The 14,596-nt window shown below is 62.5% G+C and carries 9 protein-coding genes; 7 read left to right on the top strand and 2 right to left on the bottom strand.

Features of this window, described 5'->3' with window-relative positions; genetic code table 11:
• The 4 genes from DW189_RS00115 (at position 1) to DW189_RS00100 (ending at position 6,069) form a co-directional block, all read left to right on the top strand.
• Complete coding sequence (locus DW189_RS00115; RefSeq protein WP_141404848.1) at positions 1 to 1,062, top strand: family 43 glycosylhydrolase; 1,062 nt, start codon at positions 1 to 3, stop codon at positions 1,060 to 1,062.
• 1 nt (position 1,063) lies between these two features.
• Entirely contained in the window at positions 1,064 to 2,308 is a 1,245-nt protein-coding gene (locus DW189_RS00110) for a UDP-N-acetylmuramoyl-tripeptide--D-alanyl-D-alanine ligase (RefSeq protein WP_117506454.1), read from the top strand.
• Between the two features lie 148 nt (positions 2,309 to 2,456).
• Entirely contained in the window at positions 2,457 to 3,386 is a 930-nt protein-coding gene (locus tag DW189_RS00105; protein WP_117506453.1) for an alpha/beta hydrolase, read from the top strand.
• An 82-nt stretch (positions 3,387 to 3,468) separates the two neighbouring features.
• A complete protein-coding gene (locus DW189_RS00100; protein WP_117506452.1) occupies positions 3,469 to 6,069 on the top strand; it encodes a 4-alpha-glucanotransferase in 2,601 nt (866 codons plus the stop codon).
• Positions 6,070 to 6,163: 94 nt separating this feature from the next.
• On the opposite strand, the gene DW189_RS00095 is transcribed toward DW189_RS00100, so the two are convergent.
• Positions 6,164 to 6,916 (bottom strand): LytR/AlgR family response regulator transcription factor, encoded by a 753-nt coding sequence (locus DW189_RS00095; RefSeq protein WP_032136028.1) that lies wholly within the window; start codon positions 6,914 to 6,916, stop codon positions 6,164 to 6,166.
• A gap of 1 nt (position 6,917) precedes the next feature.
• Positions 6,918 to 8,300: a sensor histidine kinase gene (locus tag DW189_RS00090; RefSeq protein ID WP_117506451.1), complete on the bottom strand. Its 1,383-nt coding sequence runs from the start codon at positions 8,298 to 8,300 to the stop codon at positions 6,918 to 6,920.
• Positions 8,301 to 8,522: 222 nt separating this feature from the next.
• Between DW189_RS00090 and DW189_RS00085 the strand changes: the two genes are divergently transcribed.
• Genes DW189_RS00085 through DW189_RS00075 form a run of 3 tightly spaced genes read left to right on the top strand, consistent with a single transcriptional unit; the run spans position 8,523 to position 14,587 of the window.
• A complete protein-coding gene (locus tag DW189_RS00085) occupies positions 8,523 to 9,830 on the top strand; it encodes an MFS transporter (RefSeq protein WP_117506450.1) in 1,308 nt (435 codons plus the stop codon).
• Between the two features lie 43 nt (positions 9,831 to 9,873).
• Entirely contained in the window at positions 9,874 to 12,915 is a 3,042-nt protein-coding gene (locus tag DW189_RS00080; RefSeq protein WP_117506449.1) for a SusC/RagA family TonB-linked outer membrane protein, read from the top strand.
• 13 nt (positions 12,916 to 12,928) lie between these two features.
• Positions 12,929 to 14,587 (top strand): RagB/SusD family nutrient uptake outer membrane protein, encoded by a 1,659-nt coding sequence (locus tag DW189_RS00075; RefSeq protein ID WP_117506448.1) that lies wholly within the window; start codon positions 12,929 to 12,931, stop codon positions 14,585 to 14,587.
• Positions 14,588 to 14,596 lie beyond the last annotated feature (9 nt).

Here is a 14,596-nt window from a genome sequence, read left to right as displayed (position 1 = left end):
ATGAAACGCATGCCGTTCCATACCACAGCCTTGCTGCGACGATTCGCTGCGGGCTTTTTTTTAGTGGCGGGGATGCTCTCGTGCTCCGCGCCGCAGGCCACCTTCACCAACCCGCTGCGCGACGGCGCCGACCCGTGGATCACCAAATACGACGGGCGCTATTACACCTGCTTCAAATCAGGACGCGGCATCGCCGTGACCGAATCGGACGACATGACGCGTTTCGAACGCGAGCGTGTTGTCTGGCAGCCCGCCGACAGCGGGGCGTGGAACAGCTTCAACATCTGGGCACCCGAGCTGCACCGCCTCCGCGGCAAATGGTACATCTACTACGCCGCGGCACCCGTCCCCGGCAGCCCCTTCACGGGGCAGCGCACAGGCGTGCTGGAGTGCGACACGCCGCTGGGCGACTACCGCGACCGCGGCATGCTCTACACCGGCGACAACCCCGACGGCAAGACGGACAACATCTGGGCCATCGACATGACGATCTTCGAACACCGGGGAGAGCTCTATGCCGTATGGTCCGGCTGGGAGCGCCAGCGCGATACCGACGCCACCGACCAGCTGCTCTACATCGCCCGCATGGAATCGCCGACCCGGATCGGGCCGCGCATCCTGCTCTCACGACCCGACCAGCCGTGGGAACAGGGCGACCACATCGCCCTGCAGGAAGGCCCGTCAGCACTGCGGCACGGCGACGACCTCTTCATCGTCTACTCCACGCGCGGCTCGTGGTCGCGCCACTACAAGCTCGGGCAGCTGCGCCTGCGCACCCCCGACAGCGACCCGCTGAATCCCGCATCATGGATCAAGAGCGGCCCCATCTTCACCGGCAACGACCGCATACACGGCGTCGGCCACGCCAGTTTCACCACCTCGCCTGACGGGAACGAATACTGGATCTATTACCACTCGAAAAAAGATACGGTACACAACTGGGGGCGCGACGTACGCCTGCAACGCTTCGACTTCGACGCCACGGGCAACCCCCGCTTCGGAGAGCCCGCAGAGCCGGGGCCCTACCCCATGCCCTCGGGGACACCCAAACACGCGAACTGATATGTCCGAACTATACGATATTTTCCGGGAACACCCGCACATCTCCACCGACACGCGCGACATCGGGGCTGATTCCATCTTTTTCGCCCTGCGCGGCGCGACGTTCGACGGCAACCGCTTCGCGGCGGAGGCGCTGGACAAAGGCGCGGCCTATGCCGTCGTGGACGACCCGGCAGCCGTCACCGACGAGCGTATGGTGCTGGTCGGCGACACGCTCGGGGCGTTGCAGGAGCTGGCACGCGAACACCGCCGCCGGCTGGCGATCCCGATACTCGCCATATCGGGCAGCAACGGCAAGACCACGACCAAGGAACTGGTGAACCGCGTGCTGGCCGAACGCTTCGAGGTCTACGCCACGCGCGGCAACCTCAACAACCACATCGGCGTGCCGCTCACGCTGCTCGCCATGACCCGCGACACGCAGTTCGGCGTGGTCGAAATGGGAGCCAGCGCCTGCGGCGAAATCGCCCTGCTGGCCTCGATCGCCGAGCCCAACTACGGCATCCTGACCAACATCGGCCGTGCACACCTCGCAGGCTTCGGCGGCCCGGAGGGGGTGCGCCGCGGCAAGGGCGAACTGTTCGACTACCTGGCCGCGAACGGCGGCCGCGCCTTCGTCCCCCGCGAGGACGAGACGCTGACGAACATGGCCGCCGAACGCGACGGGCTGGCCGTGGAATATTACAGCGTCACACTGGCCGAGGGCCTCGAAAACCACCTCGAAGGGCATTACAACCGGTTCAACATCGCCGCAGCCGTGGCCGTCGGACGTTATTTCGACGTCGCCGACGAGCGTATCCGCCATGCTGTCGGCAGCTATGTCCCCGACAACAACCGCTCGCAGCGCACCGAGACGGGGCGCAACACGCTCATCGTGGACTGTTACAACGCCAACCCCTCGAGTATGCGGGCATCGGTCGCGAATTTCCTCGCCGAGCCGCCCGGCGCGCGTACCCGCCGCCTGCTGATCCTGGGCGACATGCTCGAACTGGGCGCCTGGTCCGAGCAGGAACACGCCGCTGTCATCCGCCTCGCAGCGCAGGCTCCGCAGACAGAAGTGATGCTCGTCGGCACGGAATTCGCCAGGGCCCATGCCGGCATGGAACCGCAACCCGCCCGGATCACGCTCTTCGCCGACCGGGAACACCTCATCGCAGCGCTCCGCGCACACCCCGTGGACAACGCGCTGGTGCTTATCAAGGGTTCGCGCGGCATCGGACTGGAAAAGGCGGTCGGGGAGCTGTAACCCCGCCGCCACGACCCGCCGGACACAGGCCCGGCACCGACCCGGTACCGGCACGATACGCAGGAACAAAACGCCGGCAAACAGACCGGAGCGACACGCCGCACAGGCAAAAAAACACCGACTGAGAACAACCTGAAACCCATAAGCCATGAAACACCTGCTGACAGCCATCCTCCTGCTGGCCTTCGCGCATACCGCCGCCGGCGAAAGGAACGTCTCGCTCGAACGCGATTTCGGAACGCTTTACGGCACGCTGCTCACCCCCGATGCAGGTACGGAAACCGTGGCTGTCATCATCGCCGGTTCGGGGCCCACTCCGCGCAACGGCAATGTAAACAGCTATCTCTACCTGGCGCAGGCGCTCGAAAAGGCAGGCATCGCCTCGCTGCGCTACGACAAACGCGGCATCGGTGCGAGCCGGTTCACGGAGCCGGAAAAAATGGCCGACGCCGTACTGGGGGATTTCATCGGCGACGCCGCGGCATGGGCCGACTACCTTACCGGCGAGGGCTTCCGCCGTGTCATACTGATCGGCCACAGCGAAGGGGCGCTGATCGCCTTCTGCGCGGCGCAACAGACCCCGAAGGTCGCTGCCGTCATCTCGGTGGCCGGCGCCGGCTACCCGCTCGACGAGATACTCCAGCTGCAATTGGCCTCACAACTCCTGCCCGACAACATGGATCTGCTCTTGCAGGCCAACGCGATCACCGCCTCCCTGAAACGGGGCGAACGGGTCGAATCCTGCCCGCCGCAGCTCGAAGCGCTGTTCCACCCTTCGGTACAGACGTTCTGGATCTCCAGCCTGCGCTACGACCCGCGCGAGGAGATCCGCAAGGTGCGGGTTCCGATCCTCGTCGTGGGCGGGGACAACGACCTGCAGGTGCCGCCCGGCAATGCCGAGGCGCTGGCGAAGGCACAGCCCCGGGCCCGGAAGGCAATCATCGCAGGGATGACCCACCCGCTCAAAAAATGCACGGGACGCACGCGCATCGACCAGATGGGAGCCTACGGCGACAGCACGCTGCCGATCGACCCCGACCTCGTGGCCGTCGTTACGGAATTCATCCGGGGTCTCTGAATTTTCCCTGCCGGAAAGACAAAACCGGATTATTTTTTTAATTTTGTATAAACCGATTCCGAACCAAACGACATACCGAACCATGAAACTCCTGATCAGCATCGAATACCGTACCCGCTGGGGCGAACAGCTCGTCATGCGGATCGGCAAACGGCGCATTGCGCTGCAATACGCCGACGGAGGCATCTGGACAGGCGCCATCGACCGCTATACCCAGAGGGATGATACCGAATACCGCTATGAAATCGAACGCGACGGCACATGCATCCGCAGCGAATGGCGGCCGCACACGCTGCGGCTCCCGTCCCGGGAGGGGGTGCGCACGCTGCGCATCCGCGACCGCTGGCAGGAGATGCCCTCCGACACGCCGTTCTACTCCTCGGCATTCACCCGGGGCATCTTCGGCCGCGGGAAAACCGGCAGTCCGAAGAAGGCTACGGGCAACATCACGCTGCGCGTCGTGCTGCCCACCCTGCGGCCGGACGAAACGCTCGCCGTCGCCGGCAGCGGCCGTGAGCTGGGCGACTGGAAACGGATCGTCCCGATGGACGACTGCCGCTTCCCGGAATGGGAACTCACGCTGCATACCGCCCACCGGTTCGAATACAAATTCCTGATCGCCGACCGCAAGACCCTCACCCCCATCCTGTGGGAGGAGGGTGCCAACCGCACCTGGGGCGAGCTGCCCGGCGCCGGCGAACACGCCCTCGACGCCGCGGCATACCCGCGTTTCCCCGAGCGCAGGTGGCGGGGCGCCGGGACGGCGATCCCGGTCTTCTCGCTCCGCACGGAAGAGGATTTCGGCGTCGGCGAGTTCTACGACCTGAAACGGCTCATCGACTGGGCGGCCGCCACCGGGCAGCGCGTCATCCAGGTACTGCCGATCAACGACACCACCATGACCGGCACCTGGGAAGACTCCTACCCCTACAACGCCAATTCGACCTTCGCCCTGCACCCGCAGTTCATCCGGCTGCCCGCCGCGGGCGTCGTGGAGGACGACGAGTACCGCACCCTGCGCAGCGAACTGAACGCCCTCCCCGAAATAGACTACGAGCGGGTCAACCGGCACAAACTGCGGCTGCTCCGCCGGGCGTTCGAACGCCACGGCGCCCGCACCGCGGCACGCCGCGACTACAAGGACTTCATCGCCGCCAACGAACACTGGCTCATTCCTTATGCCGCCTTCTGCACGCTGCGCGACCAAACGGGTACGCCCGACTTCACCCGCTGGGGTGGCTTCGCCCGCTATGACCGCAAAGCCATCGACGCCTACTGCCGCAGCCACAGCCGCGACATCGCATTCCACTGCTATGTCCAATACCACCTGCATACGCAGCTGTCCGAGGTCTGCGCCTACGCCCGCGACCACGGCATCGTCCTCAAGGGCGACCTGCCCATCGGCATCAGCCGCACGAGCGTCGACGCATGGCTCTACCCGCACCTGTTCCACATGGACTCGCAGGCCGGGGCCCCGCCCGACGCATTCTCGGCCGTCGGGCAGAACTGGGGATTCCCGACTTACAACTGGGAACGCATGGCACGCGACGGCTACGCCTGGTGGCGGGCACGCATGGCCAAGATGGCCGAATACTTCGACGCCTTCCGCATCGACCACATCCTCGGGTTCTTCCGCATCTGGGAGATTCCCACGCATGCCGTACACGGGTTGCTGGGCTATTTCAACCCCGCCCTGCCCTATTCCGCAGATGAACTGCGCGGCATGGGCTTCGACACGCAGGGCGGACGCTACACCACTCCGGCGCCCGACGAGCACACGCTCGGGGAACTGTTCGGCGACCTGGCCGGCGAAGTCCGCGCCACCTGCATGAAGGAGGGGCGGTTACTGCCCGCCTACGCCACACAGCGCAAGGTCGCAGCCCGCTTCCCGGGCGACGACGAACACCAGACCCGGCTGCGGGAAGGGCTTATGGCATTGCTCGACGACGTGCTCTTCATCGAAGACCCGCGCCGCAAGGGCTATTTCCACCCCCGCATCGCCCCCCACTCGACACATGCCTACCGCCGGCTCGACGGAGAGCGCCGCGCGACCTTCGACCGGCTCTATACCGACTTCTTCTACCACCGGCACAACCGTTTCTGGCAGGAATCCGCCCTGCGCAAGCTCCCGGTACTCCTCTCGGCGACCGAGATGCTGACCTGCGGCGAAGACCTGGGGATGATCCCCGACAGCGTCCCCGAAACGATGCACGAACTGCAAATCCTCTCGCTCGAAATCCAGCGCATGCCCAAGACGCCGGGGGAACTCTTCGCCGACCCGGCGCACTACCCCTATTTCTCGGTCTGCACCACTTCGACGCACGACATGAACCCGCTGCGGGCATGGTGGGAGGAAGACCGCGAACTCACGGCGCGCTTCTACCACGAAGCACTCGGCATCGGGGGCGACGTTCCCTATTTCTGCGAGCCGTGGATATGCCGGCGCATCCTCGACATGCACCTCAACTCCCCGGCGATGCTTACCATCCTGCCGTTGCAGGACTGGCTTTCGACCGACGGGGAGCTGCGCTACCCCGACCCGGCCAAGGAACGCATCAACGTCCCGTCCATCCCCCGCTACCACTGGCGCTACCGGATGCACCTCCCGCTCGAGGAGTTGCTCCGCAAGGAGACCTTCAACGAATCGCTGCACGACATGATCGCCTGCAGCGGGCGCCGCTGACGGGCGTACTGCCGCACAGCCGCTCCCGGCTACAAAAAAGGGGTACCCCGGATTCTCGGGGTACCCCTTTTTATCATGCCGCCGCGACGAAGGCTCAGCCATTCCCCTCCAACCACTTTAGGAAGTCGTCGACCCGCGACCGGCTCACCACCATCTCGAACTCCGGACGCGGTCGTGCCGTGATCTTCAGCCGGTTGCCCAGGTATTTCACGATGCTGACGATCGCCGGCATGGCGATCATACAGCCGCGCGATATGCGGAAAAACCGACCGGGATCCAGTTCGTCCGAAAGGACGTCGAGCGACTGATCCACAACATAGCGGTTGTTGTCGCTCGTGACAAGGTAGGTGTTTTTCTCTTCCGAGTAGAAATAGGCGATGTCGGTGGTTTGTACCGGAACGATCCGGTCGTTGAAACGCACGACATAGCGCTGTTTGTATTCGCGCGGGCTGCGGATTGCGTTCAGCAATACGTCGGGGTCGATACCCCCGCTCCGCACCCGGCAACGCTCCACGGCACGCCGCAGCGCCGCGGGGTCGATCGGTTTGAGCAGGTAGTCGATGCTGTTGACCTCGAACGCCCGCACGGCGTAATTGTCGTATGCGGTGGTCATGATGACCCGCGCCGTCACGTCCGCCTGGCGGAATATCTCGAAGCAATCCCCGTCGGAGAGCTCCACGTCCATGAAAATCACATCGGCACTGTTCCCCGGCGTGCGCAGCCAGAGCACCGTCTCCCTGACCGAGCCGGTCGTCCCGACGATCCGTACGTCGGGAAAATGCTGGGTCAGCGCTCGCGCCAGGTTTGCCTGGGCCATCATTTCGTCTTCTACGATCAGTACGTTCATATTACAGCAACGGTAAGGTGACACAATATTCGGTATCGGTACGGCGTATCCCGATCGGGATGCCCGACAGGTCGAGGTACTGCTGGCGGATGTAGTTCAGCCCCACACGGGTCGAGGTAGTGCCGGATACCTTCAGCTGAAGGTTGTTCGACACCGTCACGGCTCCGGCCCCGGCGACGATGCGGATCACCAGCGGCCGGTCGGCCCCCACGGAGTTATGCTTGATGGCGTTTTCGATCAGCAGCTGCACCGAGCAGGGCAGGACATGGCGGTTCATGGCCTCGTCCGGAATGTCGGTCTCCACGCGAAACCCCTCGGGGAAACGCACCTGCAACAAGTCGACGTACATCCCCACGAAAGCCATCTCCTCGCGCAGGCGCACGAGCGTCTCCTCCTCGTTCTGGAGCATGTAACGGTAGATGCCCGCCAGTTTATGGATGTAGGCGCTGGCCTGCTCCGTGCGCTGCTCGCAGACCAGGCAGTCGAGGATATTGAGCGAGTTGAACAGGAAATGGGGGTTGACCTGCTGTTTGAGTTTCATGTAACGGAACTGCGCCTGGTGCGCCTTACCGCGCTCGGCACGCAGCACGGCACGCGCGACCAGGGCGTAATCGACCATAAATACGACCGAATAGAGGGTTACCTCGACCAGCAGGGTGACGATCCACAGTTGCAGGAACTCCCGTGCGGAGAACGAGCGGTCGAAGGCGAACGGCAGGTGCAGCCCCGTAATGAGCGCCACGCAGGCCGACGTGAACAGCACGAACAGGAGGAACGCCGCGATTTCGGCGATCAGACCGTGCCGGGTTTCACGCCTGCGCGTATACCGGACATAGATAATATTGACACACAGCAGGATAATCAGTGCCGCGGAATTCGAAGCCAGCAAGTCGGCCATGTGGTAAAGGCGGTCTGTGGAGAAGGAAGGCGATGAGAAGAGCTCGACATAGGCCAGCCTCAGCACGAAAATCACCCCCACGGCCAGCAGCAGCAACCCGATGCGGGGCGTCCAGGCCGAGGAGCGGCTCGCCGTGTCGTCGCCGCGGCGGAACAACTTGGTGAACCAGACGATGCTCCAGCCCAGAATCTCGGTGGTGATGAAGGTCGAGACGGCATGCACCACAGGCGGGGCGTGCAATAACAGCTCGATCAACTGCGCACCGCCCGTACCCAGCAGGTAGCCGATCACGTTGACGACGATCACGCTGGCAGCAGTGAACTCCACGTTCAGGCCGCGTTTGAGGCAGATCAGCACGATCAGCACGATCGTCAGCAGCGTCAGCACCAACTCGTCGTTGATCCCCGCCAGATGGCATGAAAGGGCGACCACGGCATGGAGCACGGCGAACAGGTGGATAATTCCGGACACTTTGAGCGATCGCATATAGGCTGACTGAGGCTGTATTAAGTATATACGGGTTTCGTTTATTTATGAATAAAGGTAGTGTTTTTCCGCGTAAATTCCAAATCGTCCCCCTCGGGCTACCGTTCGTCGTAAAAATCCGCCCGTTCATCCGGCTGATCCCTCCGTTCGTCGCCCGGCGGTTCGCCATCCGGATTTTTTTATTAAAATTTGTATAACCTGAAAACCAACCGAAAAACCGAAATGACCAAACCTAAACTCTCATTTTGGCAGATTTGGAACCTCAGCTTCGGCTTCCTCGGCGTGCAGATCGGATATTCGCTCCAGAATTCCAACACGTCGAGCATCTTCGAATCGCTGGGGGCAGATGTCAGCCACCTGAGCTACTTCTGGCTGGCGGCACCGCTGGCCGGCATGATCGTCCAGCCCATCGTGGGGCTCTTTTCCGACGGCACCTGGACGCGCTGGGGCCGCCGCATCCCCTACATCCTGGGCGGGTCGCTGATCTCGGCGCTGGCGCTGGTGCTCATGCCCAACTGCCCCAAACTGCTCGCCTTCGCCCCGCTCGCCATGGGGGCTTTCATCCTGCTGTTCATGGATCTGTCGTTCAACGTCACGATGCAGCCTTTCCGGGCGCTGGTGGCCGACATGCTCGACGATTCGCAAAAGACGCAGGGCTACGTGGTACAAACCTTCCTGATAAACCTCGGTGCGGTCGTCGGCGCTATCCTGCCGCTCGTCATGACATGGCTCGGCGTGTCGGACGAGGCCGCTCCGGGGCATGTTTCGCCGCACATCGCCTACTCCTACTACGCCGGGGGCGCGATCCTGCTGCTCACGGTGCTCGTCACCTCGTTCAAGACGCGGGAATACCCGCCCGCGGAGTTCGCCCGCTACAACAACCTCTCCGGGGAGGATGCCAAGCCGATGAGCTTCGCCGGCCTCATGCGCAACGTCCCCGGCGTGATGGTGCGGCTGGGCGTCACGCAGTTCTTCTCGTGGGCGGCGCTCTTCCTGATGTGGACTTACCTCAAACCTGCCATCACGGGTGTGGTCACCGACCATGCCACGGGCGAAGTACTCTCGGCCGGTGCCACGCAGACCTGGGTCGGCGTGCTCAACGGCACCTACCCCATCCCCGCCTGCATCGCCGCATTGTTTCTCGCACGCGTCGCCGCGCGCTACGGCAACAAGCCCGTCTATGCCGTCTGCCTGCTCGCCGGGGCGCTGGGCTTCGCGGGGTTGTGCCTGCTGCACGACCAGTACGCGCTGATGCTCCCGATGGTGGGGATCGGCATCGCCTGGGCGGGCATCCTCGCCATGCCCTACGCCATCCTGTCGCGCGCGGTCGAGCCACGCCGCATGGGCGTATACATGGGTATCTTCAATTTCACGATCACCGTCCCCCAGATCGTCATCGGACTGACCGGCGGTGCCATCGTCAAGTACTGCTTCGCCTCCGATGCGGCCGACATGCTGGCGCTCGCCGGGGTATTCATGCTGCTGGCCGCCGTGTCGGTCTTCCTGGTCAAAGAACACAAGGCCCAATGACCTACAATCCATAAAATCAACTTATAAACTAACCAAAATTCTTATGAAACGATTTTTAACTATGTGTGCGGGTATCTTGCTCATATGTCAATTTACCCCCCCCCTCACGCTGGCGCAAAACGCTGGTTATGAGGTAAAAGGCGTAGTTGTCGACAAGTCCGGGATGCCGATCCTGGGCGCTACCGTCGTCGAAAAGGGCACGACCAACGGTGTCTCGACGGGCATCGACGGCGACTATGCCATCCGCGCCGCCGGCCCCGAGTCGGTCATCGAGGTCAGCTATGTCGGTTACAAGACCGTCAGCCTGGTGGCCAGTTCGTCGCTGCTGGCGCACCTCACGCTCGAAGAGGATGCCATGGGTATCGACGACGTGGTGGTGATCGGCTACGGTACGGTCAAGAAGAACGACATGACCGGTTCGGTCGTGGCGATCAAGGCCGAAGAGTTCAACCGCGGCGCCGTGGTCTCCACACAGGACATGCTCAAGGGTAAGGTTCCGGGCGTGCATATCATCCCCGGCGACGGAGGCCCCGGATCGAGCGCCACCATCCGCGTGCGCGGTGCGGCTTCGCTCAACGCCTCGAACGACCCGCTGATCGTGATCGACGGGGTGCCCATCGCAGTCGACGGCGGCAAGGGTATGGCCAACCCGCTGGAGACGATCAACCCCAACGACATCGAATCCTTCACCGTGCTCAAGGACGCTTCGGCGGCGGCCATCTACGGTTCGCGCGCCTCGAACGGCGTCATCCTCGTCACCACCAAGAAGGGGCGCGGCAACACGCCCCGCGTATCGTACAGCGGCAGCGTGAGCGTCCAGACCAACTCCGACGAGCTGCCCGTGATGTCGCCCGGCGAGTTCCGCACCTACATCGACCAGGTATACCCCGCAGGTACGACCACGGGCGACAAGGTGCAGTCGATGCTCGGCGACAAGAACACCAACTGGCAGGATCTGGTCTTCCGCACCGCCATTTCGCATGACCACAACGTCAGCCTGATCGGCAACATCAACGACCGCATGCCCTACCGCGCATCGGTGGGCTACACCAACCAGCAGGGTACGCTCGAAACATCGAAATACGAACGCGGGACGCTCGACCTGAGCCTCTCGCCCAACTTCTTCGACAAGCACCTCACGGTCAACCTCAACGCCAAGGGCGTCATCACGTCGCAGCGCTACGCCTCGGGCGGCGTGGTGGGTTCGGCGGCCTTCTTCAACCCCACGATCGACCCCTATTTCCGCAACGACGACGGTTCGGTCGACTACACGACCACCAACGGATACTGGAACTACGGATCGGGCCGCGGCGAGGACTTCACGCCCAACACCCTGCTGGGCGCAGGCCCGCTCTCGCAGCTCTACGACCGCGACAATACGGCGCGTGCCAAGCGTTTCATCGGCAACGCCCAGATCGACTATAAGGTTCACGGCTTCGAGGCGCTGCGCTTCAACCTCAACCTCGGCCTCGACGTATCGAGCGCCAAGACCTACGACGGCGTGAACCCCGGCTCGTTCCAGGCATACACCGACACCGAGGCCCGCGGCTGGGGACAGTATTCGTGGACGACGAACTTCCGCCGCAACCAGCTGCTCGAATTCTACGCCAACTTCAATAAGGAGTGGGGCATCCACCACCTCGACGTGATGGCCGGTTATTCGTGGCAGCATTTCTACAGCTCCGACCACTCGGTATCCTATTTCAACGAGACGCACGAGCAGAAGGGCGAGGATTCGCGCTACCCGTTCAACCGCCAGGAGAATTACCTGCTCTCGTTCTACGGACGCCTGAACTATTCGATCGCCTCGAAATACCTTTTCACCTTCACGCTGCGTGACGACGCCTCATCGCGTTTCTCGAAGGATACCCGCTGGGGCCTCTTCCCTTCGGGCGCCTTTGCGTGGAACATCGCCGAGGAGAATTTCCTGAAGGATTCGCGTGCCGTCTCGGCCCTCAAGCTGCGCGTGGGCGCGGGGCAGACCGGGCAGCAGGAGATCTTTTCGAACTACCCCTATCTGGCGCGTTACTACATGTCGACCGACGTCTATAAGACCTATTACATGGGCAGCGCCGGCCACATGTTCTACCTCACGCCGGGCGCCTACGACCCCAACATCAAATGGGAGACCACGACGACCTACAACGTCGGCCTCGACTTCGGATTCCTCGGCGGCCGCATCAACGGCAGCGTCGACTGGTACCTGCGCCAGACGGACGACCTGCTGAACAACGTCATCACCCCCATGGGCTCGAACTTCGGCAACACGGTGCTCACCAACATCGGCTCGATGGAGAACAAGGGCGTGGAGTTCAACCTGAATTTCATCCCCGTGCAGACCAAGGACTGGAACCTCACGGTCGGCTTCAACGGTACGTTCCAGCACACCGAGTTCACCAAGCTCAACAACACCGACGACCCCGACTACGCCATCCAGGTGAGCAGCATCACCAAGGGTACGGGCAACCTGCTCCAGCGCCACATGGTGGGTTATGCACCCTACACCTACTACTGCTTCCAGCAGGTTTACGACCAGGACGGCAAGCCGATCCAGAACGCATTGGTGGATCGCAACAAGAACGGCCAGATCGACCAGGGCGACCGTTACATGACCGACAAGAGCCCCAACCCCGACTTCTTCTACGGCATCAGCCTCAAGCTGAGCTACAAGAACTGGGACTTCGGCTTCAACGGCCACGGTTCGGCGGGCAACTGGGTCTTCAACGACTTCGCCTCGGCCAACTCGACGTCCAACATCGACATCAACGCCGGCAACCTGCCCAACTTCGCACGGCTGGTCAAGAAGACCGGCTTTACGAAGGCCAACAGCGGCGAGCAGTGGTATTCGGACATGTTCCTCGAAAACGCTTCGTTCTTCCGCATGGACGACATCAACCTCGGGTACACGTTCAACAAGATTGGCAACTGGAAGGGCTCGATGCGCGTCGCCTTCGGCGTGCAGAACGTATTCGTCATCACCGATTACAGCGGCGTAGACCCCGAAATACCGGGCGTCAACGGCATCGACGGCTCGATCTGGCCGCGCCCGCGCACCTATTCGCTGCGTCTGAATGTAAACTTCTAAAAACGAACGAACCATGAAAATCGACATAAAACATTTCGCCTTGGCGGCGGCAGGCGCAACGATGCTGCTCACTTCGTGCATCGGGGATCTCGACACCCTGCCCCTCAACCCGTCCGACTCGACCTCGGAGACCGTCTACGGGAAAGACGAGAACGGCTACCTGGCCGGGCTCACCAAACTCTATTTCAATTTCGTCTCGAACGACACCACCGACCTGCAGATCAGCGACGGCGGCGCCTCGGAGCTCATCCGCGCATTCTGGACGATCCAGGAGGTTACGGCCGACGCCTGCAAATGCGCCTGGGAGAACGACGTCTGGGTTCGCGCCATGAATACCGACACGTGGTCCGACGCCGACAACGACGCGACCTACGCCGTCTACGTACGTACGTTGCAGGGCATCGCCTACGTGAACGAGTACCTGCGCCAGACCGCCTCGGACAAACTCTCCGACCGCGGCGTGAGCAGCGAACTGGCCGCCAGGATCCAGAGCTTCCGTGCCGAGGCCCGTTTCCTGCGCGCCTATTTCTACTGGATCGCCCTCGACGTGTTCGGCGACGTGCCGTTTACGACCGAGACCTCGCCCTTCGGCGGCGGTGTGAACCCCAAACAGGCCTCGCGCAAGGATGTCTTTGACTACTGCATCTCGGAGCTGACCGACCTGGCTTCGGACGAAAGCGCGATGCCTGCCGCACGCTCGAACTACCCGCGTGCCGACAAGGGTGCGGTCAACGGCCTGCTGGCCCGCATGTACCTCAATGCCGAGGTTTATGCCGGCACCCCGATGTGGACGGAGGCCAAATCCGCCTGCGAAGCGATCTTCGGCATGGGCTACTCGCTCTGCCCGGAGTATTCCGACCTCTTCCGCGGCGACAACGGCGAGAACGCCGACGCCCTGAAGGAGATCATCTTCGGCGTGGCATACGACGCCGAGCAGACGCAGTCCTACGGCGGCACGTCGTACCTGACGCTGGCAGCCATCGCCGCCACCGACGTGACGGCCGAACAGAAGATCAACGGCGTGAACAACGGCTGGGCCGGCATCCGCGTACCCTACGAATACGTACAGAAATATTTCAACGCCCGCAACGCGGACTACACCACGGGCGAATATACGGTCAACGACAAACGCGGCGGAATGTTCTACATCAAAGGCCGCCAGGAGTCGATGAACGATGCGCTCTATGTCTTCCTCAACGGGTGGACTTGCCTCAAGTTCAACAATATCCCCCACGACATGACCAACGACGAATTCCTTGCCACGGCTGCATCGAAGGCATACAGCGACATCGACTTCCCGATGATCCGCCTGGGCGAGATCTACCTGATCTACGCCGAGGCCTGCATGAACCTGGGACAGGCCAACACCGCGCTGCCGAAGCTCAAGGAGCTGACCGACCGCGCCGGGGTATCGGCCCCCTCGTCGGTCACGGCCGACTACCTGCTCGAGGAGCGTGCCCGCGAGCTGATGTGGGAGGGGCACCGCCGCACCGACCTGATCCGCTACGGCAAGTTCACCACCCCGTCGTTCCTCTGGACATACAAGGGCGGCACCTTCACCGGACAGGGGTTCGATGATTACATGAAAATCTTTGCCATCCCTTCGTCGGAGCTCGCTTCCAACCCCGAACTGCACCAGAATCCCGGCTACGGAAACGCAACCGATAAATAACCAACCCTA

The organism is Alistipes sp. AM16-43, assembly GCF_003435745.1.
Lineage (GTDB): Bacteria > Bacteroidota > Bacteroidia > Bacteroidales > Rikenellaceae > Alistipes > Alistipes onderdonkii.
The sequence above is the reverse complement of the archived record's forward strand: the minus strand, read 5'-3'. Positions and strand labels throughout refer to the sequence as shown.

Excerpts from the sequence above, each read along its gene's own strand:
- DW189_RS00115 (WP_141404848.1), top strand. The coding sequence starts at position 1 with ATGAAACGCATGCCGTTCCATACCACAGCCTTGCTGCGACGATTCGCT.
- DW189_RS00110 (WP_117506454.1), top strand. The coding sequence starts at position 1,064 with ATGTCCGAACTATACGATATTTTCCGGGAACACCCGCACATCTCCACC.
- DW189_RS00105 (WP_117506453.1), top strand. The coding sequence starts at position 2,457 with ATGAAACACCTGCTGACAGCCATCCTCCTGCTGGCCTTCGCGCATACC.
- DW189_RS00100 (WP_117506452.1), top strand. The coding sequence starts at position 3,469 with ATGAAACTCCTGATCAGCATCGAATACCGTACCCGCTGGGGCGAACAG.
- DW189_RS00095 (WP_032136028.1), bottom strand. The coding sequence starts at position 6,916 with ATGAACGTACTGATCGTAGAAGACGAAATGATGGCCCAGGCAAACCTG.
- DW189_RS00090 (WP_117506451.1), bottom strand. The coding sequence starts at position 8,300 with ATGCGATCGCTCAAAGTGTCCGGAATTATCCACCTGTTCGCCGTGCTC.
- DW189_RS00085 (WP_117506450.1), top strand. The coding sequence starts at position 8,523 with ATGACCAAACCTAAACTCTCATTTTGGCAGATTTGGAACCTCAGCTTC.
- DW189_RS00080 (WP_117506449.1), top strand. The coding sequence starts at position 9,874 with ATGAAACGATTTTTAACTATGTGTGCGGGTATCTTGCTCATATGTCAA.
- DW189_RS00075 (WP_117506448.1), top strand. The coding sequence starts at position 12,929 with ATGAAAATCGACATAAAACATTTCGCCTTGGCGGCGGCAGGCGCAACG.